22 protein-coding genes and 1 CRISPR repeat array are annotated in these 23,241 nt (G+C 63.0%); of the genes, 10 read left to right on the plus strand and 12 right to left on the minus strand.

The window, feature by feature from the left end:
- The first annotated feature begins 1 nt into the window (after window position 1).
- The 5 genes from cas4 to H4I92_RS04975 all read left to right on the plus strand — a co-directional run bounded on the left by cas4 (window position 2) and on the right by H4I92_RS04975 (window position 7,473).
- Entirely contained in the window at window positions 2–616 is a 615-nt protein-coding gene (gene cas4 / locus H4I92_RS04955) for a CRISPR-associated protein Cas4 (RefSeq protein ID WP_077529554.1), read from the plus strand.
- On the plus strand, window positions 613–1,629 hold the full coding sequence (gene cas1c, locus H4I92_RS04960) for a type I-C CRISPR-associated endonuclease Cas1c (RefSeq protein ID WP_077529555.1): 1,017 nt from the start codon (window positions 613–615) through the stop codon (window positions 1,627–1,629). The genes cas4 and cas1c overlap by 4 nt, the downstream gene beginning before the upstream one ends.
- A gap of 2 nt (window positions 1,630–1,631) precedes the next feature.
- Window positions 1,632–1,925: a CRISPR-associated endonuclease Cas2 gene (gene cas2, locus H4I92_RS04965; protein ID WP_077529556.1), complete on the plus strand. Its 294-nt coding sequence runs from the start codon at window positions 1,632–1,634 to the stop codon at window positions 1,923–1,925.
- Window positions 1,926–2,102: 177 nt separating this feature from the next.
- Window positions 2,103–6,255: direct repeats of the CRISPR family, unit length 32 nt; unit sequence GTCGCGCCCCACGCGGGCGCGTGGATAGAAAC.
- Between the two features lie 365 nt (window positions 6,256–6,620).
- Window positions 6,621–7,070, plus strand: coding sequence for a hypothetical protein (locus H4I92_RS04970; RefSeq protein ID WP_077529557.1), 450 nt, complete (start codon window positions 6,621–6,623; stop codon window positions 7,068–7,070).
- Between the two features lie 37 nt (window positions 7,071–7,107).
- Window positions 7,108–7,473, plus strand: coding sequence for a hypothetical protein (locus tag H4I92_RS04975; protein ID WP_077529558.1), 366 nt, complete (start codon window positions 7,108–7,110; stop codon window positions 7,471–7,473).
- Between the two features lie 21 nt (window positions 7,474–7,494).
- On the opposite strand, the gene H4I92_RS04980 is transcribed toward H4I92_RS04975, so the two are convergent.
- The 9 genes from H4I92_RS04980 to H4I92_RS05020 form a co-directional block, all read right to left on the minus strand.
- On the minus strand, window positions 7,495–8,811 hold the full coding sequence (locus tag H4I92_RS04980) for an NADH:flavin oxidoreductase/NADH oxidase family protein (protein WP_077529559.1): 1,317 nt from the start codon (window positions 8,809–8,811) through the stop codon (window positions 7,495–7,497).
- Entirely contained in the window at window positions 8,811–9,608 is a 798-nt protein-coding gene (locus H4I92_RS04985) for a thiazole synthase (protein ID WP_077529560.1), read from the minus strand. The genes H4I92_RS04980 and H4I92_RS04985 overlap by 1 nt, the downstream gene beginning before the upstream one ends.
- An 80-nt stretch (window positions 9,609–9,688) precedes the next feature.
- Window positions 9,689–9,889 (minus strand): sulfur carrier protein ThiS, encoded by a 201-nt coding sequence (gene thiS, locus H4I92_RS04990; protein ID WP_077529561.1) that lies wholly within the window; start codon window positions 9,887–9,889, stop codon window positions 9,689–9,691.
- Between the two features lie 207 nt (window positions 9,890–10,096).
- Entirely contained in the window at window positions 10,097–10,501 is a 405-nt protein-coding gene (locus H4I92_RS04995; protein WP_422821972.1) for a DUF423 domain-containing protein, read from the minus strand.
- Window positions 10,485–11,291: a symmetrical bis(5'-nucleosyl)-tetraphosphatase gene (locus H4I92_RS05000; protein WP_077529562.1), complete on the minus strand. Its 807-nt coding sequence runs from the start codon at window positions 11,289–11,291 to the stop codon at window positions 10,485–10,487. Before H4I92_RS05000 ends, H4I92_RS04995 begins: the two co-directional genes overlap by 17 nt.
- On the minus strand, window positions 11,288–12,100 hold the full coding sequence (rsmA, locus tag H4I92_RS05005) for a 16S rRNA (adenine(1518)-N(6)/adenine(1519)-N(6))-dimethyltransferase RsmA (RefSeq protein ID WP_077529563.1): 813 nt from the start codon (window positions 12,098–12,100) through the stop codon (window positions 11,288–11,290). The genes H4I92_RS05000 and rsmA overlap by 4 nt, the downstream gene beginning before the upstream one ends.
- On the minus strand, window positions 12,097–13,104 hold the full coding sequence (gene pdxA, locus H4I92_RS05010) for a 4-hydroxythreonine-4-phosphate dehydrogenase PdxA (RefSeq protein WP_077529564.1): 1,008 nt from the start codon (window positions 13,102–13,104) through the stop codon (window positions 12,097–12,099). Before pdxA ends, rsmA begins: the two co-directional genes overlap by 4 nt.
- Window positions 13,101–14,426 (minus strand): peptidylprolyl isomerase, encoded by a 1,326-nt coding sequence (locus tag H4I92_RS05015; protein ID WP_077529565.1) that lies wholly within the window; start codon window positions 14,424–14,426, stop codon window positions 13,101–13,103. The genes pdxA and H4I92_RS05015 overlap by 4 nt, the downstream gene beginning before the upstream one ends.
- A gap of 22 nt (window positions 14,427–14,448) precedes the next feature.
- A complete protein-coding gene (locus H4I92_RS05020; RefSeq protein ID WP_245800849.1) occupies window positions 14,449–16,848 on the minus strand; it encodes an LPS-assembly protein LptD in 2,400 nt (799 codons plus the stop codon).
- 168 nt (window positions 16,849–17,016) lie between these two features.
- Here H4I92_RS05020 and H4I92_RS05025 point away from each other — a divergent pair, with 168 nt between their 5' ends.
- The 3 genes from H4I92_RS05025 to H4I92_RS05035 are packed head-to-tail and all read left to right on the plus strand — an operon-like array spanning window position 17,017 to window position 19,456.
- Window positions 17,017–18,024 carry an aminoglycoside phosphotransferase family protein gene (locus tag H4I92_RS05025; RefSeq protein WP_077529567.1) on the plus strand — a complete coding sequence of 336 codons (1,008 nt, stop codon included), beginning with the start codon at window positions 17,017–17,019 and terminating at the stop codon, window positions 18,022–18,024.
- Window positions 18,021–18,707: an N-acetylmuramate alpha-1-phosphate uridylyltransferase MurU gene (gene murU / locus H4I92_RS05030; protein WP_077529568.1), complete on the plus strand. Its 687-nt coding sequence runs from the start codon at window positions 18,021–18,023 to the stop codon at window positions 18,705–18,707. The genes H4I92_RS05025 and murU overlap by 4 nt, the downstream gene beginning before the upstream one ends.
- Complete coding sequence (locus H4I92_RS05035; protein ID WP_077529569.1) at window positions 18,704–19,456, plus strand: co-chaperone DjlA; 753 nt, start codon at window positions 18,704–18,706, stop codon at window positions 19,454–19,456. Before murU ends, H4I92_RS05035 begins: the two co-directional genes overlap by 4 nt.
- On the opposite strand, the gene ubiT is transcribed toward H4I92_RS05035, so the two are convergent.
- From ubiT to ubiU, 3 genes are read right to left on the minus strand one after another with little or no spacing between them, the layout of a single operon-like run.
- Window positions 19,428–19,883, minus strand: coding sequence for a ubiquinone anaerobic biosynthesis accessory factor UbiT (ubiT, locus tag H4I92_RS05040; protein ID WP_077529570.1), 456 nt, complete (start codon window positions 19,881–19,883; stop codon window positions 19,428–19,430). The two genes, H4I92_RS05035 and ubiT, sit on opposite strands and share 29 nt — an antisense overlap.
- Entirely contained in the window at window positions 19,880–20,779 is a 900-nt protein-coding gene (locus tag H4I92_RS05045) for a U32 family peptidase (protein ID WP_338072762.1), read from the minus strand. The genes ubiT and H4I92_RS05045 overlap by 4 nt, the downstream gene beginning before the upstream one ends.
- Window positions 20,776–21,771, minus strand: coding sequence for a ubiquinone anaerobic biosynthesis protein UbiU (gene ubiU / locus H4I92_RS05050; protein WP_077529572.1), 996 nt, complete (start codon window positions 21,769–21,771; stop codon window positions 20,776–20,778). The genes H4I92_RS05045 and ubiU overlap by 4 nt, the downstream gene beginning before the upstream one ends.
- 11 nt (window positions 21,772–21,782) lie before the next feature.
- Between ubiU and H4I92_RS05055 the strand changes: the two genes are divergently transcribed.
- Both H4I92_RS05055 and H4I92_RS05060 read left to right on the plus strand, forming a co-directional pair.
- Window positions 21,783–21,941, plus strand: coding sequence for a hypothetical protein (locus H4I92_RS05055; protein ID WP_179105626.1), 159 nt, complete (start codon window positions 21,783–21,785; stop codon window positions 21,939–21,941).
- A gap of 47 nt (window positions 21,942–21,988) precedes the next feature.
- Window positions 21,989–23,236 (plus strand): NAD(P)/FAD-dependent oxidoreductase, encoded by a 1,248-nt coding sequence (locus H4I92_RS05060; protein WP_077529573.1) that lies wholly within the window; start codon window positions 21,989–21,991, stop codon window positions 23,234–23,236.
- Window positions 23,237–23,241 lie beyond the last annotated feature (5 nt).

Below are 23,241 nucleotides of genomic sequence, written 5' to 3' on the forward strand. Positions count from 1 at the left end.
AATGGATGACCTTCTGCCCATCTCCGCTCTTCAGCACTACGCGTACTGCCCACGGCAGTTCGCGCTGATCCATGTGGAGCAGGTATGGGCAGAGAATCGGTACACGGCGGAAGGTCGTGTACTGCATCAACGCGTGGACTCCGGCCAGTCGGAAACACGCAACGGGATCCAGTATGAACGCAGCGTTGAATTGCTCTCCAGAGAACACGGGCTCACTGGAAAGATGGACCTTCTGGAAGTCGAGCAGGGACCACCGGAGATCTACCGCCCTGTGGAATACAAACGGGGAAAGCCAAAGGTTCAGGACTGGGACCGCATCCAGCTCTGTGCCCAGGCGCTCTGTATCGAGGACATGAAAGAGACCGGTGTTGGCGAAGGCGCCATCTGGTACTGGGAAGTACGCCATCGGGAGACCGTCTCCATCAATAATGCTCTGAGAGAACGGACTCTGGCCTGCATCCAGGCTGCCCGTGAACTGATGGATCAGGGAAGAACACCGTCGCCCATCGACGATGCCAAACGTTGCCGTGCATGCTCCCTCGCCGACACCTGCCAGCCCCAGCGTTTCCGGAAGGATGCCTCCGAGCGCTATATCAGAGAGTTGTTCCAACAATGAAGCGGCTTCTGAACACCCTCTATATCACCCGCCAGGAAACCTACCTCCACAAGGAGCGGGAGACCATTGTCATCAAACAGGGTGACGAAAAGCTGGGGCAGTTCCCAGCACTGTCACTCGGCGGCATTATCTGTTTCGGTCGGGTTTCGGTATCGCCCTTCCTCATGGGCTATTGCGCGGACCAGGGCATTGGCCTGGCCTTCTACACAGGTTATGGGCGTTTCCTGGCGCGTGTTCAGGGCCGTGAGAACGGCAATGTCCTGCTGAGGCGGGAACAATATCGCTGGGCTGATTCAGAGGAACAGGCCGCGGCCGTTGCCCGGCTTTCCGTGGCAGCCAAGATCGCCAACAGCCGGTCCGTTCTGCAGCGTGAGATCCGGAATCACGGAGAAACACCATCCCTCAGAGAGGCCGTGGATAAGCTGGCAACCAGCCTACGGCGGGTACGCAATGCCGATTCCGTGGACGCCATCAGGGGCATGGAAGGCGATGCCGCCAACACCTACTTCGGCGTTTTCAACGATCTCCTGAAAGGGTCCGGATTCGCCTTCGGAGGCCGCGTTCGACGCCCACCCACTGATCCGCTAAACGCACTCCTGTCCTTCGTGTACTCGCTCATAACTCAGGAATGCACATCGGCATTGCAGGGCGTTGGGCTGGACCCATACGTCGGCTTTCTTCACAAAGATCGCCCCGGACGTCCAAGCCTGGCTCTCGATATGCTAGAGGAATTCCGGGCGGCGTGGGCAGATCGTTTCGTTCTTACCCTAGTCAACCGACAGCAGGTTCAGCTCAAGGATTTTGATACGGATGCCAGCGGCGCCGTACGACTGAAGGAAGAGCCGCGCAAGAAGGTTCTTACCGCCTACCAGGAACGCAAACAGACCGAGTTGCAGCACCCCTACCTGGAAGAACAGGTCCCGATTGGTCTGCTCCCGCACTGCCAAGCCCTGCTGCTGGCGCGGCATCTAAGGGGAGATATGGCGTTCTACACACCCTACATGGTGAAATAGCGATGCTGGTACTGATTACCTACGATGTCAGTGTAACGACTGCAAAAGGTCGGCGCCGACTCAGGCAGATCGCAAAAGCCTGTCTGGACTATGGAATACGGGTTCAGAATTCCGTCTTCGAATGCGATGTGGAACCAGCACACTTTACCCAGCTCAAGGATGAACTGCTCTCGATCTATGACAGCGAGGAAGACAGCCTTCGGTTCTACTTTCTGGGCAAGAAAGGAAGAGAGAAGGTCGAGCACCATGGCTCCAAGCCAGCTAATGACCCATTGAATGACGCGCTGATCCTATAGGTCCGCTACCCTATGGTTCCCATAAAAAACCCGACAGATCAGCGGAACCCCAACCATCTGATTCACAAGTCTTTCCGAAACGGACGGCACTTCTTCGCCTTTATCGCTCCTCTTTGTTACCGGATCAGCGGGAACCGCTGGTTTTTGGGTTGCTCTTTAACAAGCTAGACTTGAACGGTCGCGCCCCACGCGGGCGCGTGGATAGAAACTTCCCAGGCGTGGAAATCACTATTTCCAACGGGGTCGCGCCCCACGCGGGCGCGTGGATAGAAACATCATGAACGGGGGTGATCTTCTGACGCTGCAGCGGTCGCGCCCCACGCGGGCGCGTGGATAGAAACGTGTGCCATTAGGTGTCCTCCGGTGGTTCGGGGCGTCGCGCCCCACGCGGGCGCGTGGATAGAAACATCAGACCCCCTCAAAAACGACCGCACAGAGCGCGTCGCGCCCCACGCGGGCGCGTGGATAGAAACTGCTTGATGGCGTTGATTTTGGTCTGATCATTCTGTCGCGCCCCACGCGGGCGCGTGGATAGAAACAGTCATAGCTGAATACGTCTCAATAGGAACAGTGAGTCGCGCCCCACGCGGGCGCGTGGATAGAAACACATCGACGAGATCACCCGCTTCGGTATCAGGCCCGTCGCGCCCCACGCGGGCGCGTGGATAGAAACTATTCAGGCAGTAAACGCCGCCGCTGAAACCCGCGTCGCGCCCCACGCGGGCGCGTGGATAGAAACTCAAGCTAGCTCAGCGGGCGGTGGCGCCAATAACGTCGCGCCCCACGCGGGCGCGTGGATAGAAACGTCTACAACATCACGATCGCCACCAAACAGCGCGGTCGCGCCCCACGCGGGCGCGTGGATAGAAACATCAAAAAGGTCCAGTACATGCCGATGGTGGACGGTCGCGCCCCACGCGGGCGCGTGGATAGAAACTGTTATCGATCAAGCTCTTGAAGGACGAATCGAAGTCGCGCCCCACGCGGGCGCGTGGATAGAAACTCTGGCAGGCTGGGCAGCTCCACGATGCGGACAGGTCGCGCCCCACGCGGGCGCGTGGATAGAAACTGCTCCGGGGCCGCGGCTTCCAGGTCGTCCATGATGTCGCGCCCCACGCGGGCGCGTGGATAGAAACTGCTTGAGATAGCCGTCCTTGTGCTCGGTAATCGTGTCGCGCCCCACGCGGGCGCGTGGATAGAAACGTCGGCTGATGCTCGGTTGCCGCCGATTGCTGACATTGTCGCGCCCCACGCGGGCGCGTGGATAGAAACACCGTTACCTATGAAGCCGGCGCTAACGGCTCTATGTCGCGCCCCACGCGGGCGCGTGGATAGAAACAGCCTGTCCAGAAGCGATTGCGGCGCGGCCTCAACGTCGCGCCCCACGCGGGCGCGTGGATAGAAACACCGGGCCGCCATCAGCCCCCGTTACCTCTTGGCGTCGCGCCCCACGCGGGCGCGTGGATAGAAACCCGACACACTTTGAATGGCTGCCTGATACTGTTAAGTCGCGCCCCACGCGGGCGCGTGGATAGAAACTTTGCCAGTGACAGTACGCTCGACATAAGTTGTCTCGTCGCGCCCCACGCGGGCGCGTGGATAGAAACGATTTTGTGCGCAAACGCGGCGCGGTCCGTAAATGTCGCGCCCCACGCGGGCGCGTGGATAGAAACAGGGCTCATCGCTCGCCCTTGCCCTGAGCAGATCCGTCGCGCCCCACGCGGGCGCGTGGATAGAAACAGAGACTATCGGAAACATCCGTGATTCGCTCGTTGTCGCGCCCCACGCGGGCGCGTGGATAGAAACCCATTTAACAGTCAGAGGAACGCCGTCATGTTGCTGTCGCGCCCCACGCGGGCGCGTGGATAGAAACTAACACTGCATTCTTTAATGCGTTAGCCGCAAAGGTCGCGCCCCACGCGGGCGCGTGGATAGAAACAAGGGACTGGTAGAGACCGATGCAGCCGCATCTTGTCGCGCCCCACGCGGGCGCGTGGATAGAAACGCATGTCCAGCGGTTGCTGCATTGCACGTAAGTCGTCGCGCCCCACGCGGGCGCGTGGATAGAAACTGTGCCGTAATACTTGATGAGGCGCACCGCATAACGGTCGCGCCCCACGCGGGCGCGTGGATAGAAACAAGGCGCGGCGCTACAAGTACCTTGTCAGCGTGGGTCGCGCCCCACGCGGGCGCGTGGATAGAAACACGTGCGGGTGATACCAGATTGAGAACGTCCGCCATGTCGCGCCCCACGCGGGCGCGTGGATAGAAACCAGCACCTACCGCGATCTCGAGTGCAAAAGCTGTGTCGCGCCCCACGCGGGCGCGTGGATAGAAACATCAGCGACGAGAACCCGCACCGGTCGATGGCCGGTCGCGCCCCACGCGGGCGCGTGGATAGAAACACGCAGCTGGTCTACAGGATTGAAGCACAGCACCTGTCGCGCCCCACGCGGGCGCGTGGATAGAAACTCGTTCGCGCTACGTCACCCTGGTGTCATTCGATGTCGCGCCCCACGCGGGCGCGTGGATAGAAACGTCTGCCAGTGGGTGCGGGATCATGTCCGCATCGGTCGCGCCCCACGCGGGCGCGTGGATAGAAACACTGGCCATGGACCCAATCCGCAATATCTGAACCCGTCGCGCCCCACGCGGGCGCGTGGATAGAAACAGACGGTTCCCGGCGGCCAATGCGCATGGTTGTGGTCGCGCCCCACGCGGGCGCGTGGATAGAAACATCAGCGACGAGAATCCACACCGGTCAATGGCCGGTCGCGCCCCACGCGGGCGCGTGGATAGAAACGAATTTAAGACCACGCCCAAGGGTGTGGCGGATTGTCGCGCCCCACGCGGGCGCGTGGATAGAAACCGGCATCGCCAAAGATCGACACCAGATAGTCAAAGTCGCGCCCCACGCGGGCGCGTGGATAGAAACAAGATCGGTCACGCCCTGGTCGATGAGCTCGACAGTCGCGCCCCACGCGGGCGCGTGGATAGAAACATATCCACATGCGTTACCTTGGAACTCAGCGGCTCGTCGCGCCCCACGCGGGCGCGTGGATAGAAACGCGGTGGTCGAATCCCGGCGCTGGGCTGGCGAGGTCGCGCCCCACGCGGGCGCGTGGATAGAAACCGCCGCGTCCTGCTCGGCCTGTTCCTCGGCCTGGGGTCGCGCCCCACGCGGGCGCGTGGATAGAAACCTCCATGACGCCAACCTGAGACGCAAGGCGGGCCGTCGCGCCCCACGCGGGCGCGTGGATAGAAACCTCAAAACGACACCTCCACTGGCGAAGACTTCAAGTCGCGCCCCACGCGGGCGCGTGGATAGAAACTGGCACAGATGCAAGCCGCCCAGCGCCAGGGCGGGGGTCGCGCCCCACGCGGGCGCGTGGATAGAAACTTTGGTTGTCATCATGCACACCACCTCGGGAAACTGTCGCGCCCCACGCGGGCGCGTGGATAGAAACAAATGGAATCTGTTTTTTCATTTTTCACTATCTCTGTCGCGCCCCACGCGGGCGCGTGGATAGAAACCGTGCGGGGGACGAAACCACCGGCCGATCCCAGGTCGCGCCCCACGCGGGCGCGTGGATAGAAACCTTGGCGAACTCATCCGAGCGCAGAGACAGTTCCGTCGCGCCCCACGCGGGCGCGTGGATAGAAACCTCGGATGCCTTTAACTCTGAGGACATGTAAACGGTCGCGCCCCACGCGGGCGCGTGGATAGAAACCCGTTGCGCCTTGCCTGTAGGCTGTTTCGAAGGAGTCGCGCCCCACGCGGGCGCGTGGATAGAAACGCCCCTACTGGTCACACGTTAATCACAGCGCCATGTCGCGCCCCACGCGGGCGCGTGGATAGAAACCGGCCATATCTGGTGTGTATATAATGATCTCACAGTCGCGCCCCACGCGGGCGCGTGGATAGAAACATACTCACGCCCCAGCTCCCGATCAAGCAGAATGTCGCGCCCCACGCGGGCGCGTGGATAGAAACGCATCCGTGAAAGCCGGATCACCGTGGCCGGCCGTCGCGCCCCACGCGGGCGCGTGGATAGAAACTCTGGCCAGTCATCTTGAGTATTACCAGGACGGCGTCGCGCCCCACGCGGGCGCGTGGATAGAAACTGCCGCTTCCCGAGCGCCACGAACCACCGGAGGACACCGTCGCGCCCCACGCGGGCGCGTGGATAGAAACAAGGTAGGCATCGCGGGTTTCAGGCAGTTCAAGCGTCGCGCCCCACGCGGGCGCGTGGGGATAGAAACGGCGTCAAGGGCTGGAAACAGTTTGTAGCCCGCTAGTCGCGCCCCACGTGGGCGCGTGGATAGAAACGAGCGAGCACAAGGCGCGGGAGTGCAGGTATTCGCGTCACGCCCCGTGCGGGCGCGTGGGATAGAAACGAGAACTTCACTCGCACCGCCCAGGTCCTGATGGAGTCGCGCCCATGCGGGCGCGTGGGTAGGAACAATAGTGCAACCTCCGGCCAAATTTGGCCGATTTCGTCGCGCCCCGTGCGGGCGCGCGGATCACTTTCGCTCAGACCATCTCCACAAAGCGGGGTAATTTCATGGCCTCTCAGGTCATGCTGGACTTCAAGATATGGAACGTCCCAGCCCTACCTTGCAGCCAATTTAGCCCTAAGGCAAAATACCAAACACTGTTAAAAAACCAGATCAATCACACAGGGATGTCGATTTATGGAAATCAGGATCACAGCCACCAGTGCAAGCGTCTCTTTCGGTAAAACAGGTTTCGGGGTTAACGGATTCACCGGAACGTATATCGAAACCCGCCCCAGCAAAGATGCTCCCCAGAAGCTTTACGGCATAGTAAAAGGCCCCTCGTTTGGTTCCTCCACGGGATCGTTCGTCGCAAGTCACGTACAGACAGACTGGTTCTCTATCAGAACCAACGCCGAACTTTTCCGTACTCCTGGAAAGCTGGCTGGAAAAACGCTGGATATAAAACTGACCGGAGCATTGGTCGGGGGCGGGAAGGTAGACGTCACTATCAACCTTATTGATGACACCGGGAACATTGAAACGGTAACTGCCAAAGCAGACATTTCATCGAGTGGCGTTCAGGCAGCCTCGACCAGGATTCGGGGCAAGGTCAAATACCTCCCGGAAGAGTCCAAAGCTGCATGAGAAAGGACATAAAGGATATCGAAAAGGGCAGGGACTGATGCTCGTCACATACATCAGCCGCCATGGTTGGCGGCATACCGTTAAAGCATTGCTCAATACGCTGCTGGTTTTCGTCATTCTCCTTCAGCTGGGCACGATGCTGGCAATCTCCAACAACCGTGACTTTTTTCTTTCAGTAAACGGTGAATCCAGTAATCCAGCTCAGCACACCATCGGAGCATGGATTTCCGACGTGCTCCTCACCCCTGTATCAACATGGGTTCTCATGGGGTTTCTCGTTATTATCACTCTCAAGGAACTTATTCCAGCCTCCCTCAAAACCCGTCTCGGGGTTAACCTCGCAACTCTGCTTATCACAACCGCCCTTCTGACATTGGCTTTGCCTGCCCTCTACCAGATCTAGAAGATGCCGGCAGTAGCAGGCTTACTTCGTACGCTTCAGCCTGAACGCCGTACTCAGCTCATACCCGAAGTAACGCCCGAATGCGCCGAGTACGCTCAGGTTCAGGTCCACCGGCTCGCCGTCGGCCAGGTGGAAGATCTGCTGGTAGTGCCAGGCCTGGCCGCCGAGCACGTTGATCATCTTCAGTGGCATCAGCGGGCTGGCCGGTGAGAGCCAGCCACGGTCGGCCAGGCGCAGGCGCTGTTCATGGCTTACGGCCTGGTCGATGCGGCCTTCGATCAGCTCTTTCGGGGTGTCCGGGTCCGTGCAAAGGGGGCGGCCCAGGCCGATCATGTCCAGCTCCCCGTTCGCCAGGGTCTCTTCCATCAGTGAGCGGCTGCGGAAACCGCCGGTCACCATCAGCGGGCACTGGCAGACCTCGCGGATGGCCTGCGCATACTCCAGAAAGTAGGCCTCGCGGGCTCGGGTGCTGGCGCGCTGTTCCGGTTCATGCGCCGTGCCCTCGTCACCGCTGTGTCCGAGCAGGCGCGGCTGCTCGTAGGTGCCACCGGAAATCTCCAGAAGGTCGATGCCTTCGTCATTCAGCCACTTCACCACCTTCAGGCATTCCTCGTGGCTGAAACCGCCCTTGCGGAAGTCGTCCGAGTTCAGCTTCACCGCTACCGGGAAGTCCGACCCAACGCGCTCACGCACCGCCCGGACCGTCTCCAGGAGGAACCGTGCCCGATTGGCAAGCGAACCGCCCCACTGATCCGTGCGCTGATTGGTCACCGGCGACAGGAAGGAGGAGAGCAGATAACCATGGGCGCCATGCACCTGCACGCCCGTGAACCCGGCATCCCTGGCGATACGGGCGACATTCGCGAAGCGTTCGATGAAGTCCCGGATTTCAGCATCACTCAGCGCGCGCGGCCGGGCGTAGTTGCCCATCAGTTCCAGCTGTACTTCCGAAGGGCCCACGGGCTTGGTCGTCACGTAGCGCGGCGACTGGCGGCCGGCATGGGAAATCTGCATCCACAGATGATTGCCGTTGCGAGTGCCTTCCCGAGCCCAGGCACGCAGTGCCGCCATTCCAACGGGCTCACCATCAGACGGCGCCGGATCGATGGCCACGTTGCCCGGGCGTTCCAGCACGGTACGGTCGATCATGACGTTGCCGGTGATCAGCAGTCCGGCTCCCCCATCCGACCAGCGCCCGTAGAGGCGCTGATGACGCTCGGTGGCGTGCAACTCGCTGTCCGCAAGGCCTTCGGTCATGGCGGCCTTGGCAAGACGGTTCGGAATGACAGCGCCGCAGGGCAGCGTTAACGGCGAATCAAGCGTCACTGAATCCGTCATCAGAAAAAGGTTCCATCCAGCGGTGAGGAGGCACTGGCATAGGCCCGCTTCGGCATGCGCCCGGCGGTGTAGGCCTCACGCCCGGCCTCAATCGCCTTGCGCATGGCCCCAGCCATCCGCACTGGATCCTTCGCCTCGGCGATGGCGGTATTCATCAGCACCCCGTCGCACCCCAGCTCCATGGCCAGGCTCGCATCCGAGGCGGTACCCACGCCCGCATCCACCAGTATCGGCACACTGGCGTTCTCAACGATGGTGCGGATGTTGTAGCGGTTCTGGATCCCCAGCCCGGAGCCGATGGGTGCCCCCAGCGGCATCACCGCAATGCAGCCCATCCGCTCCAGCTTCAGGGCAATCAGCGGGTCATCGTTGGTGTAGACCATGACCCGGAAACCATCATCAATCAGCTGCTCCGCCGCCTTCAGGGTCTCGGTCACATCCGGGTACAGGGTCTTCTCATCCCCCAGCACCTCCAGCTTCACCAGGTTGTGACCATCCAGAAGTTCGCGCGCCAGCTTGCAGGTGCGCACCGCGTCCTTCGCGCTGTAGCACCCGGCGGTATTCGGCAGCAACGTATACTTCTCCGGCGAGACAATATCCAGAAGGCTCGGCTCATCCGGGTTCTGCCCCAGGTTCGTGCGCCGCACCGCCATGGTCACCATCTCCGCTCCGCTGGCCTCGATGGCGTCTTTTGCCTGCTCCCAGCTGGCGTACTTGCCGGTACCCACCAGCAGGCGGGAACGGTAGGTGGTGCCGTCGATGGTGAGCGGGGTGTCCTGTGGGGTCTTGTGGGTCATGGTGTCTCTCGTTTCAGGGCATTCGATCGCGACCGGGGTCGCTCCTACAGGGGCGCGGATCAGCACGGACGGAAGCTGGCTCAGCCACCGCCGATGGCGTGGACAACCTCCACCTGGTCACCGGGCGAAAGCTGGTGCGCTGCATGCTCGCTGCGGGGCACAATCTCCTCATTCACCTCCACGGCAATCCGCCGCCCGGTGAGCTCCAGCTGATCCACCAGCGCCTGGATGCTTGCACCTTCACTGACTTCGGTGTTCTCGCCGTTCAGTACGATCTTCATTTCTAAAGCCCGATCCAGCTGGAGTGCATGGTGATGGGTATCGGGGAGGTCTTTCCGGGAAGCTCGATCGCCAGGGATGGCGATCGCGCAGCGTCCATGGATGGATTCATAGCGATTCCCGGAAAGACCTCCCCGATGCCCATCTTCCCGAAAACCAACAAGCTTGAGATGTCATTTATACAAAAATGAGGCTTTCGAGAGCCAGCTTCAAGCCCCCAGCCGCAACCCAGCCACAACCAGACACACCCAACCAACCAGGAACGCCACACCCCCAATCGGCGTAATCGCCCCCAGAACCCGGACACCACTCAGAACCAGTGCATAAAGACTACCACTGAACAGCAGCGTACCCACCAGAAACGCCCAGGCCGCCGGCACCAGCCAGGACGCATCCGGCCGCACCATCCCGACCAGGGCCACGCCCAGCAACGCCAGCGCATGGAACATCTGGTACTGCACCGCCGTCTGGAACACGCTCATGTAATGTTCCGACAGCTTGCCCTCAAGCGCATGGGCACCGAAGGCCCCGGCCGCCACCGCAAGGCCACCCAGAACAGCGGCAACCGCCAGCCAGGTGCTGGCCGGGAATCCCGCCTCAGTCGCAGGGTTCAACACGGGTCATCTCCTTCGTATCAAGGTTCATTGCCGTAAGCTGGCCATTGTAGACACAGCCCGTATCCAGACCGTAAACGTCAGGCGTATCCGTGCGGCCTTCAAGCGCCGCCCAGTGCCCGAAAATCAGTTCCGTGGCATCCGGCCGCGGGTACTGGAACCAGGGTGCAAAGCCCTCAGGCGCGGCGCCCGCGCCCTCCTTGGTGGCCAGATCCAGGGTGCCGTCCTCGGCCAGAAAGCGCATGCGGGTAAGGTAGTTGGTGATCACCCGCCAGCGCTCCATTCCCTCAAGGCCGGGATCCCAGCGTTCCGGCTGGTTGCCGTACATCTCCCGGAAGTAACGCGATGCCTCGTTGCTCTGGATCACCGCCTCCAGTTCCCGGCTGTAGCCAACCGCTTCTTCCGCCGTCCACAAATGCGGAATGCCCGCGTGGACCATCAGCAGGCCGCGCCCTTCGTCCGGAATCGCAAAATTCTGCTGCAGCATCCAGTCGATCAGGTCATTGCGATCCGGCGACTCCAGGATGGCCTGCAGCGTATCCTTGGGGCGAGGTTCATGCCCGCCCAGCGCCACGGCCAGGAAGTGCATGTCATGGTTGCCCAGGGTCACCAGGGCATTATCGCCCAGGTCCCGCACCAGCCGCAGGGATTCCAGCGACTTGGGGCCACGGTTGATGATGTCACCCACGAACCAGAGCCGATCCCGGTCCGGGCTGAAACCGATACGGTCCATCAGGGCCCTCAGGCTGTCATGGCAGCCGTGAATGTCGCCGATGGCGTACTCACTCATTCCGTACTCCCATTAGATTGCTGTGCGTACAGATCATTGGCCAGCATCACGTAGTCCGCCAGCGTCAGGTTCTGGGGGCGCAGCGTCGGGTCAACCCCCAGACGCGGCCAGTCAGCGTCCCCGAACAGCGGCGCCAGTGCCTTGCGCAGGGTCTTGCGGCGGGCGTTGAAAGCCGTACGCACCACCTTGGCCAGCAGTTCCACATCATGCGCAGGGTTGTCGATGGTTCCGTGGGGCACCAGTCGCACAATGGCGGATTCCACCTTGGGGGCTGGGCTGAAGGCACCCGAGCCGACCGTGAACAGAGGCTGCACCCCGCAGCGGTACTGGGTCATGATCGCCAGCCGGCCCCACTGGCTCTCACCCGGCGCCGCGGCCATGCGCTCCACCACCTCCTTCTGGAGCATGAAATGCATGTCGCGGATCACATCCCCGAACTCGAGCAGATGGAAGATCAGCGGCGTGGCGATATTGTAGGGGAGGTTACCCACCGCCCGGATCGGCCCCTTGCCGGCAATGGCGTGGTAGTCAAAGCGCAGGGCATCCCCTTCATGGATGGTCAGCCCCGGGTAGCGGAAGAACTGCGCCCGAAGGCCGGGAATCAGGTCCCGGTCGAGCTCGATCATCTGCATGGACGGGCAGGCTTCCAGCAGTGGCTCGCTGAGCGCCCCCATGCCGGGGCCAATCTCCAACAGATTGTCATCCGGAGTGGGGTTGATGGCGCCCACGATGCGGTCGATCACCCCCGCATCGTGCAGGAAGTTCTGACCAAAGCGCTTACGCGCCTGATGCCCCGCCGGTCGGCTCATCCGTGCCCCTTCCGTGTCCGCTCCCGCTGGCGCACCATGTGGGCCGCAGTCTGGATGGCCTCATGCAGGCTGCCGGGGTCCGCCTGCCCGGTGGCGGCCAGGTCCAGGGCCGTGCCGTGGTCCACGGAGGTGCGGATGATCGGCAGCCCCAGGCTTATGTTCACGGCCCGACCGAAGCCCTTGTACTTGAGTACCGGCAGGCCCTGATCGTGGTACATGGCCAGCACGGCATCCGCCTCTTCAAGGTTGTAGGGCGTGAACAGGGTATCCGCCGGCAGCGGCCCTGTGAGGTTCATGCCCTCGCTGTTCAGCCGTTCCAGCAACGGTTCGATTACGTCAATCTCTTCGTGACCGATATGGCCACCCTCCCCGGCATGCGGATTGAGGCCCGCGACCAGGATGCGGGGCTGGTTAATGCCGAAGTGTTTTTTCAGATCGGCATGCAGGATCTGGAGTACCCGGTTGAGGCGGGTGCCGTTAATGGCATCCGGCACTTCACGCAATGGCAGGTGGGTGGTGGCCAGTGCCACGCGCAGCCCTTCGGTGGCCAGCATCATCACCACGCCACTGGCGCCGGTTTTCTCCTGCAGGAACTCGGTGTGACCACTGAAGGTGATACCGGCCTCGTTGATCACCCCTTTGTGCACCGGTGCGGTCACCATGCCATCCACGATACTGAGCTGGCAGGCCTCCACGGCTGCTTCAAGGGTGCGCAGCACATAGCCGGCGTTCTCCGGGTCGAGCCGACCGGCCCGGGTTGTTGCAACGGAGGCAACAGACCATACGGGAAGCACGCCGGCGCCGGTCGGAATGGGCTGGTCCGGCTCCCAGGGCTCAATCCGCACGTCCAGTTCCAGCAGCCGGGCCCGCTCACGCATCAGGTCCGCATCAGCGACCACCACTAGTTCCGTCTCCCGCTCACGGTCGGCCAGGGTGAGGCACAGATCGGGCCCGATGCCGGCGGGTTCACCGGCCGTTACCGCCAGCCGTGCCGGACGGGTCACAGCGAGCCCTCCATGCCAGTGACCACGGTCTTGATGTCCACATAGGCCTCTTCACGGATCTGGCTCAGCCAGTTCTGGAGCTCCAGCTCGTACTGGCGCTGCTGCAGCGCCTGGCGGGCCTCATTGCGGCGGATCTCGTCGCTCTGCTCTGCCACGCGTTTATCCTCAACCTTCAGGATGTGCCAGCCGAACCGCGAACGGAAGGGGCTGCTGGTCTCGCCAACACCGGTGTCCATCATGGTGTCCTCGAACGCCGGCACCATCTCGCCGGGCCCGACCCAGCCCAGTTCACCGCCTTCAGAAACGGTGCCCGGGTCATCCGAATACTCACGGGCCAGCTCGGCGAAGTCGGCGCCGTCCTCCAGATCCGACTTGATCTCGCGGATCAATGACTCCGCCTCGGATTCGGAACGATTCTGAGTATTAACCAGTATGTGGCTCACCTCCCGCTGTTCCACTTCATTGGTGTCCTGCCCCCGGCGGTCCAGCGGTGTGACCACGTGGAAGCCATTGCTGCTCTGCAGTACCGGCGACGGCTCGCCCACGTCCAGCCGCGGAATCTCACCGGCCACCAGCGAGGGCAGCTCCTGGCCGGAACGCCAGCCCAGCTCGCCGCCTTCAAGCGCATTACGGCCATCGGATTCGGCCACCGCCAGCTCGCGGAAGTCGCCGCCTTCCTCAAGCTTCTCCTGGATCGACTCCGCCTTGCTCCGGGCCGCCTGGACCTCTTCCTCGTCGTTGAAGTTGTTCACCTCGATCAGGATATGGCCGAGCAGGTGTTCAATCCCGGAACGTTCACGCGCTTCCGCCGAGCTTAGGAAGTTGTCCACTTCCCTTTCGGTGACACGCACGCGCCGGCCAACGCGCTGCTGCTGAACGCGACTGACCAGCATCTCCCGGCGGATCTGCTCACGCGCCTGCTGGAAGCTCAGGCCCTCGCTGGCCAGTGCCTGCTCGAAGGCGTCCAGGCTGTTGAAGCCATTGTTCCGGGCCACATTGCGCATGGCGTCGTTGAGCTCGGAGTCCCCGATGCGCATGCCCATCTGGCGGGCCCGCTGGATCTGGATTTCCTCCAGGATGAGCTGGTCCAGAACCCGCTGGCGCAGCACCGATTCCGGTGGCAGCCGCGTGCCCTGGGCGCTTAGGCGTGAACGGATCTGCTGGATCCGCGCCTGAAGCTCGGACTGGAGCACCACGCCCTCGTCCACCACGGCCACGACGCGGTCCAGCGGCTGGCGTTCGGCTCCGGCCGCCAGCATGGGCAGGCAGGCCAGGAAGACCAGGGCCAGCAGGCTTGAAGGGCGCTGTCGTTTCGGAATCATGCTTACCTCAGTCTGAATGGGTTCAGGGCCATCGTTCCTGCGCCGGGCGCCGCAACTGTTCGGGCGTCGGGCGCTCTCTGATGGCAGTGCGCTGATCAAAGCCGGGAATGGCATCACGGGCGTTGTCCTGGGCATCGCCGCTGCCCCCCAGCCCGAGCAGCTGTATCTGGAACAGGAACCGGGTATCCAGTCCCTCATCCCGGGTTCGGTAACGTTGGGCCACCAGCTGGAGGTTCCAGCAGCAACTGCTGTACTCAAGCCCCACCAGTGTGCCCGCTGTCTCCCTATTCTCCATATCGTAAAGCCAGCGGCCAATCAGGCTCGTCTGTTCACCCAGCGCCACCACGGTGCTCACATCCGACTGCTCAAGGTCGGTATCCGCGTCATAGGTATGACCGGCATTGAAAAGGTAGCGGTAGTCACTGGTGTGGAAGCGGAACTGGCTCCGGCCGCGAACGGTCTCACGTTCATCCGCGTCCCACTGACCGGTGACCCGCAGGTCCATGGTTTCCAGCGGCCTCAGCAGGAGCTCACCGGCGTACGGGGAACGCCCTTCCTCGCTGGTCCCGGCACCGTTGAGCGCGACCTCCTCGTCCTCGAACCGGTGGATCTGGCCAAGGCTCACGCGGGCCCGTTCGATTCCGGCGTCCATATCATACACCCGTGAGGTCAGCGCCGTCGTGAGGCGGTTGTTGTCCCCTACACGGTCACCGCCCACAAAACGGTCCCGGGCGAAAAGCTGGTTGAAGTTGAAGGAGTTGAGCCGGGTGTCAAAGACCGGGATATCCTGCTGCTCACGCTCCGGTGAGTACACATAGTACAGCCGTGGCTCCAGCGTCTGGTTGTAGAAGCTGTCCCCCACATCAAAGAAGCGGTCGAAGTAGAGCCCGGCATCCACGTCCGCAAAGGGCACGTTGCGGCTGAAACGTTCATCCCGTTCGATGTCGTCCAGCTGGTACTGGGTGTGGTCAAGCATCACGGAGGTGCTCACAAAACCCGGCAGCCCCCGCAGCTCCCAACCCACCTCCGGGCGGGTGCGCAGCCGGTGACCAATAGCCGCGTCCAGGCCCTGGAGATCCCGGTTATCGCGCCAGAAATGGTTGTACTCGGAATCCTGCGCGGCGTACCAGTTACCACTGCTGGTACTGAGGTCAAGCTGCACACGCGGCAGCTGATTGTAGGGGCGGCGGCGTTCGGGGATGGCGGGATCAATGGTCTGGAACCCCCGCAGTGCCGCCGAGAAGTTCACTCCGGGCTGACTGTAGCGGAGGCGGCCATCGCGGCGCAGATGGGTGTTCTGCTGGATATCCAGGGTCCGGTTGAGGTCACTGGAATAGTCGTCGTCGGAGACCGCCGCGTAATCCAGATCCCCGCGCCAACCGCCACCGAAGTCGGCATCACTGGTGACATCCAGGCCCCAGCGCTTGCCGTCCATGCCGGGATTTTCCGACTCGAACTCCGAGTCGTTGTCGATGAAGCCCAGCTGCACATCCGTCTGCCCGAAGCGGCTCAGGTAGCGGGTTTCCAGCTCCGAGAAGTAGCCCCGACCATGGATGTACTGCGGCGTGTAGGTAGCATCATAGTGAGGGGCGAGATTCAGGTAATAGGGCGCGGCCACGAAGAGGCCATTGCCAGCGTTCGACGTCCCGAAGGACGGGTACAGAAAACCGGACTTGCGCCGGTCATCAATGGGGAAGCTGATCCACGGCACATACATTACCGGCACATCCTTCACCCTCAGCCGGACATGGCTGGCAGTGCCGAAACCGCTGGCCTGATCCAGATTCACACGGCTCGCCGCCATGGACCAGTCATTCCGGCCAGGCTGGCAGGTGGTCATAACCGCCTGATTGATGCGCATGGCCTCTTCCCCGGTGCGCTTGATACGGCCGGCACTGCCGCGCATATGGGCGTCATGGAGCAGGAAACGGGCGGTGTTGAGGGTCAGGCTACCGCCCTCATCGCTGGCCTGGGCTTCATGGCCCGTCAGCAACACGCCGCTGGCGCGGCTGACCACCCCGCCACTGAGATTGAGGATGCCCCTGCTCTGGTTATACCGGGCACGATCGCTGCGTGCCCGGAGCTCCCCCTGGCGAACCCGCACATCACCGCTCAGATCCAGGGTCTCATCCATGCGGTAGTGGGCGTCGCGGCTGGTAATGTGGACCGGCCCACCTTCACCACTCTCCCCGGAGGCGCCATCGCTACTACCGGATTCGAGTGCAGGGGGGCGATAGGTCCCGCCACAGTAAGCCGGCACCTTTTCCTGCAGTTCCGGGGGCAACTGCTCCCACTCCACCCAGTCGATGGCAGCGGCCGAGCGCGGCTCCTGGGCCTGCGCGGGCACACAGGCGAGTGTGATGCTGGCAGCCAGCATCCGGAATCGCCCGGCGCGGTTGTTCGTCCACCTCTGTATTGCCACTCACCTTCTCCGGAGCGTCCACCGGCCTGCGGCTGAAAACAGGGGCACAGTCTACATGGGCCACTGCAGCATGTTAACGCTCTCTGGCCAGCTGGCAGAGGCTTAATGCAGAATACAACACATCCGAAAGGGTGCTGCCTGGCGCGGTGCCCATCAACAGGAGTAACCATGGATCAACGCTACGACGCCATGCTGGCCTGGCTGAGCCAGCGCCTGGGAACAGCGCCGCAGGCACCGGAACCGGTGGCCGGCGACGCCAGTTTCCGGCGCTATTTCCGGGTAATGACCCCGGAAGGATCCAGGATTGTGATGGACGCGCCACCAGAGAAGGAATCCTGCGAGGCCTTTGTAGCGCTGACACACCACTGGCACCAACACGGTCTGCATGTGCCGCAACTGCTGGCCGAGGATCAGGAGCAGGGGTTCCTGCTGCTGGAGGATCTGGGTGACCGGCTCTACCTGGAGGAACTCACCTCCGAGGCAGCCGCGGACCGGCTCTACGGCGAGGCCCTGAGTGCGCTGGTCCAACTGCAGGGCCTGCCCTCCCCTCCGGATCATCCCCTGCCACCCTATGACCGCGAGCGCCTGCAGCAGGAGATGCAGCTTTTCCCGGACTGGCTTCTGGAACACAAGCTCGGCCTCAAGCTTTCCAGCCAGGAGCAGGCCATGCTGGCGACCACCTTCGCCACCCTGACCGAGTCCGCCCTGGCCCAGCCCCGGGTTACTGTCCACCGTGATTACCACTCCCGCAACCTGCTGGTGGCGGACAACAACAGCCCCGGCATCATCGACTTCCAGGACGCGGTCACCGGCCCTATCACCTATGACGCGGCCTCACTGCTGCGTGACTGCTACGTTGCCTGGCCGCAGGAAAAGGTCTGCCAGTGGCTTGAGATCTACCGCCTGCAGGCACGCGAAGCCGGTCTTCATCAGGCGGACGAGGCCACTTTCCGCCAGTGGTTCGAACTCATGAGCATCCAGCGCCACCTCAAGGCCAGCGGCATCTTTGCCCGGCTTGATCAGCGCGATGGCAAGCCGCGCTACCTCGAGGACATCCCGCGTACCCTGGAGTACATCATCCTGGCCGCACGCCGCCAGCCGGCCCTCGAGCACTTCGGAGACTGGCTCGCGGAACGGGTGGCGTCGGCAGTGGAACCAATGGCGGGGACCCCATGAAGGCCATGATCCTGGCAGCCGGGCGCGGCGAACGTCTGCGGCCACTGACCCTGGAGACCCCCAAGCCGCTGCTGCCGGTTGGTGGCCGGCCGATGATCCAGTGGCACATCGAGGCCCTGGTACAGGCGGGGGTTCCGGACATCGTCATCAACACAGCCTGGCTGGGGGACCGCATTGAAGCCCACCTCGGCGATGGCGCCGATCTGGGGGCCCGCATAGAGTATTCCCGCGAAGGAGAACCGCTGGAAACGCTGGGCGGAATACGTCGGGCGCTGCCGATGCTCACGGAGACGGCCAGTGAGTTCCTGGTCATTAACGGGGATGTCTGGACGGACGTCGACATGACCCCGCTTGCCGCCCGTCCACTGGCAAAGGATACGGATGCCCACCTGGTCCTGGTGCCCAATCCGGCGCACCACAGTGGAGGGGATTTCGCACTGGCCAGTGGCCGGGTAACCAGGGAGCATGGTGAACGGCTTACCTTTGCCGGGATCAGCCGCCTGCACCGGCGCCTGATTGACAGCGCCCCTGCCGGGGAAGACCGGCTGGGCCCCGTTCTGGCAACGGTCTGCCAGCAGGGGCGGGTGAGCGGCATCGGCCATGACGGCTTCTGGGTGGATGTTGGCACCCCCGAGCGTCTCGAGGCGGCGCGCACACTGGCAGGGAGTGTTACAGCCCCATGAGCGCGAAACACCACGACAACAGTACGGACACCCTGCCGGAGAACCTTTCGGACCTGCTCCGTGAACTGGCGTCCTGCGGCCATCACGGCGCCCGGCTTCTGGAGCGCACCGGACTGCCCCGCTGGGCACGCGGCACCCTGTTCCGGTTGATGGGCTATGTGGCCAAGGCGGACGGCCGGGTGAACGAGCTGGACATCCGCTACGGCGAGTCCCTGATGCGCAATTTCAGTGCTGGGCCCCGCCAGCGCCGCCGCCTGATCCGGCGCTTCAATGCCGGAAAGCAGGACACCCAGCCAATGGTGCCCTTCTGGTTCCGGCTTCTGTCGCGCCGGTCCCCGGATGCGGCCCTGCGGCTGAGCATGGCACTGGCCCATCTGTGCTACCAGGATGGCCCGGATTCGGCCGCCCGCATTGCCCGCTGCCATACCGCGATCGTTGCCACGGGGCTGCCCGCCACGGCGAGCAACCGTATCCTTCAGAGCTACCGGGGCAAGGTCTGGATCACCTCCCCGGACGAGGGCTCCGCTCAGACTCCCCTGACCGGCTTGGCCCGCGCCTGCCAGGTGGTTGGCGGCAAGCCGTCGGATTCCTTGGAGACCCTTCGCCAGGCCTACCGCAAGCAGCGCAGCCTTTACCATCCGGACAGGGTGCAGCATACCGACATGGACCCGGAACTGGCCCGGGCCCGTCTGGAGGAGATCCACAAGGCCTGGGACCTGATCAGCCGGCGGCATCCGGAGGCGCGCTGACTCCCGAAGGGGCACCCAGCAGGGGAATGCGCCACTCCAGCGCATCCAGCAGGTTCTTCACCGCCAACCCAAGTTCGGTATCTCCCTCGATCACCAGCTGACGCTGGAAGAACAGACGGTCCGGGTCCTCACGGCGCTCCGCCAGCCGCCGGAAGGCTTCCGTGGTGCCCCGTATGGTCGCCTCGGGCTCTGCATACGCCATACGCAGACGCCCACCCCAGAAGCCCAGCGTGACCCCGGTGGTCGCATCCTCCAGTTCGAGCCGCAGCACACGGCCTTCCAGCTCCCCGAAATCACCTTCTGCCAGAGCCTCGGCAAAGAGGTGATTCAGGGGCAGCTCCACCAGACCCTGCTTGAGCGCCCAGGGCAGGCGGGCATCCACCAGCGGGATGAGGCTGCGAGCCATGCGATCCAGGGTCTGTTTCATGGGTTATGACTCCATTCCATGCCCGGGCGGCCATACCAATAGCCGTCACAGGGGGGCGCTTCCACCAGATGAAGCGGATGACGTTCCGGCATGTCGCCATGCCGGGCCCGGTCGAAGCGGGCCACAACATCCGCCATGCCTTCGTATTCCGGGCTCAGGCGCACGGTATCCACGCCCAGCCGCTGCATGTCCGGCAGCTCACGCATCAGGTCATAGCGGGCGCCGGACAGGGTGCTGATGCCGTTGAGACGGAACACGTCCTGATGCTCCCGGGATTTCAGGGCCAGCCCATCCGGATGCTGCTGGCAGACGAACTCGCAGCGGTCCTTGGGCTTGCCGTAATAGCGCGCCGTGAAGCAGCGCGACGACCAGGCGAGCGGCAGGAAGCCCCAGGCAAAGACCTCCACCGGTGCGTGCAGGGACTGCTCATCCAGGGCGGACTGCATGTCCGCCAGCGTATCGCGGCTCAGTTCCACCGGCAGACACCAACGCTGCAGGCCCCGGCGCAGAAGCACCTGAAGCGTGGCGGTGTTGTAGAGGTTCACGGAGGGCCCCGTCACAAACGGCAGACCGGCCTCGATCACCATATTCAGCGCGCTCTGGTCATTGGCCTCGACCAGGAACTCGCCGTTGTCCCGGATGCGGCGCAGGGTGCGCAGGTCCGCCTCGGATTCGATCAGCGTCTGGCTCGAAAGCACTACCTCCTTGCCGCAATCGCGCAGGTCACGGGCCAGATCCAACCAGTCCGCCACCTTCATGTCGCGACGGCGGGAACACACCACTTCGCCCAGATAGATGGTATCCACCGGCCATTCCGCCGCTTCCGCGTAGAAGTTGAGCACATCCTGGCGGGGCCAGTACCAGATGATCGGCCCCAGTGAGAGTTTCATCGTCATTTCCAGCTCCGGGTCCATGCGCCCAGTGTGGTCTGGCCACCCTCGGACAGTTCGCCCAGGGTGTGCTGCCACTCCGGGGCGGGCTCAAAGGTCTCGGGATCCGCCTTCACACGGTCGATTGCCGCCCGCCAGGTGCCGGCCACCTGACCACTGTAGGCGGGGCTGCGCTGGCGCCCCTCGATCTTGACCGCGGAAACGCCGAGGCGGTGCAGCTCCGGAAGCAGATCCATGGTGTTGAGGCTGGTGGGCTCCTCGATGGCGTGATAGACGGCCCCCTCCACCTCGAAGCGCCCCTTGCACAGGGTCGGGTAGCCCGCCTGTTCGTGGCCTGCAAAACGGTCGATCAGCACACCATTGAGCCGGGCTTCCAGCTCATCGCCCTTCTCTTCCCAGCGCACAGCCTTGGCGGGTGAGCAGGCGCCGCAGGTATTCGGGGATTCATCCGTCAGATAGGAGGACAGGTAACAGCGCCCCTCCGCCATGATGCAGAGGCTGCCAAAGGCGAACACTTCCAGCTCCACCGGGGAATGTTCCGCCACCTGCCGCACCTGGTCCATGGACAGAACCCGTGGCAAGACCGCGCGGCTGATACCGAACTCCCGGTGATAGAACCGCAGGGCCTCATGGCTGGTGGCCGAGCCTTGTACTGACAGATGGCGCGGGATACCGGGGTGGTGGCGGGCCGCGTGATCCAGCAGCCCCATGTCCGCCAGGATCAGGGCGTCAAACCCCAGGTCGGCGGCCCGGTCCAGGGTTGCCGTCCAGTGCTTCCAGCCCGCGGGCTGCGGGTAGGTATTGAGGGCACAGAACACGCGGGTGCCACGCTGGCGGGCGTATTCCATCCCCTCACGCATACGCTTTTCGGTGAAGTTGAGACCCGCGAACTGGCGTGCGTTGGTGTGGTCACGGAAGCCGATGTAGACAGCATCCGCCCCCGCATCAACAGCAACCTTGAGAGCGGGCAGGCTGCCCGCTGGGCAGACGAGTTCCATGGATGCCTCCGATGGCTGACGGCAAAAGGCATGATGGCGCTACCCGCACGCTGCCGCCACCGAATCCGTCAACCGGTTTCACCATGCACTTGTCTGATTTGTATATTCCAAAACAAACTTACGGTTTTTGTTTTTATCAATTTATGATCTCAGAAAAGGCGTTACTATAAGCAGCAATCACAAAGCATCATTAACCAGAACCAGAATGAGAGGTCCCATGAACACTCCCTCCCAGTCCCTCAGCCATCAGGTGGTGATCGTCGGCGGCGGCACAGCCGGTACCACCGTCGCCGCGTCCCTGCTCCGCCAGCGCCCTGAGCTGGATGTGGCCGTGGTGGAACCCTCGGAAGTGCACTACTACCAGCCGGCATTCACCCTGGTCGGCGGCGGCACCTACGACATGGACAGCACCCGCCGCGCCCAGAAGGAGACGCTGCCGGAAACAGCCAACTGGATCCAGTCCGCCGTTGCCACCTTCGAGCCGGACAGCAACCAGCTCACGCTTGAGGACGGGCGCCAGGTGCAGTATGAACACCTGGTTGTCGCCCCCGGCATCAAGCTGGACTGGGATCGCGTGGACGGGCTGCGCGAAGCCCTGGGCAGCAACGGCGTATGCAGTAATTACAGTCCGGAAACGGCGCCCTACACCTGGGAATGCCTGCGCCAGTTCCGTGGTGGTAATGCCATCTTCACCCAGCCGCCGCCCCCGCTGAAGTGCGCCGGTGCACCGCAGAAGATCGCCTATCTGGCGGCGGACCACCTGCGCCGCAACAACCTCAGCCCGGAGAGCAACCTGCAGTTCTACAGCGGCGCCGGTGCCCTGTTCAGCGTGCCGGACTTCGTGCCCCACCTGCAGAAGGTGATGGACCGCTACGGCATCGGCGTCAATCTGGGCCATGACCTGATTGCCATTGATGCCGAGCGCAAAGTGGCCCGCTTCGCCACCAAGGACGCCAACGGGGAAGCCACCGAGGTGGAACAGCCCTACGACCTGCTGCATGTAACACCGCACCAGAGCTCACCGGACTTCGTGAAGCAGAGCCCACTGGCCAATGCCGATGGCTGGGTGGACGTGGACAAGGGCACCACCCAGCACAACCAGTACTCCAATGTGTTCTCACTTGGGGATGCCAGCTCCCTGCCCACCTCCAAGACCGCCGCGGCCGTGCGCAAGCAGGCGCCGGTCACCGTGAAGAACCTGCTGGCGCGGATGGACGGGCAGGCGCTGTCGGCGCAGTACGACGGCTACACTTCCTGCCCGCTGGTCACCGCCTACGGCAAGGTGATGCTGGCCGAGTTCATGTACGACGGCGTGGTCACCCCCACGTTGCCCCTGAGCCCGTTCAAGGAGTCCCGGTTCTACTGGGTGGTCAAGAAGCACCTGCTGCCACCGTTCTACTGGAACCAGATGCTGCGGGGCAAAGAACCCGATATTGCCCACAGGCCCCTGAAAAAGGCGGGCTGACCCGG

This window comes from Vreelandella halophila (genome assembly GCF_019903425.1).
GTDB lineage: Bacteria > Pseudomonadota > Gammaproteobacteria > Pseudomonadales > Oleiphilaceae > Halospina > Halospina halophila.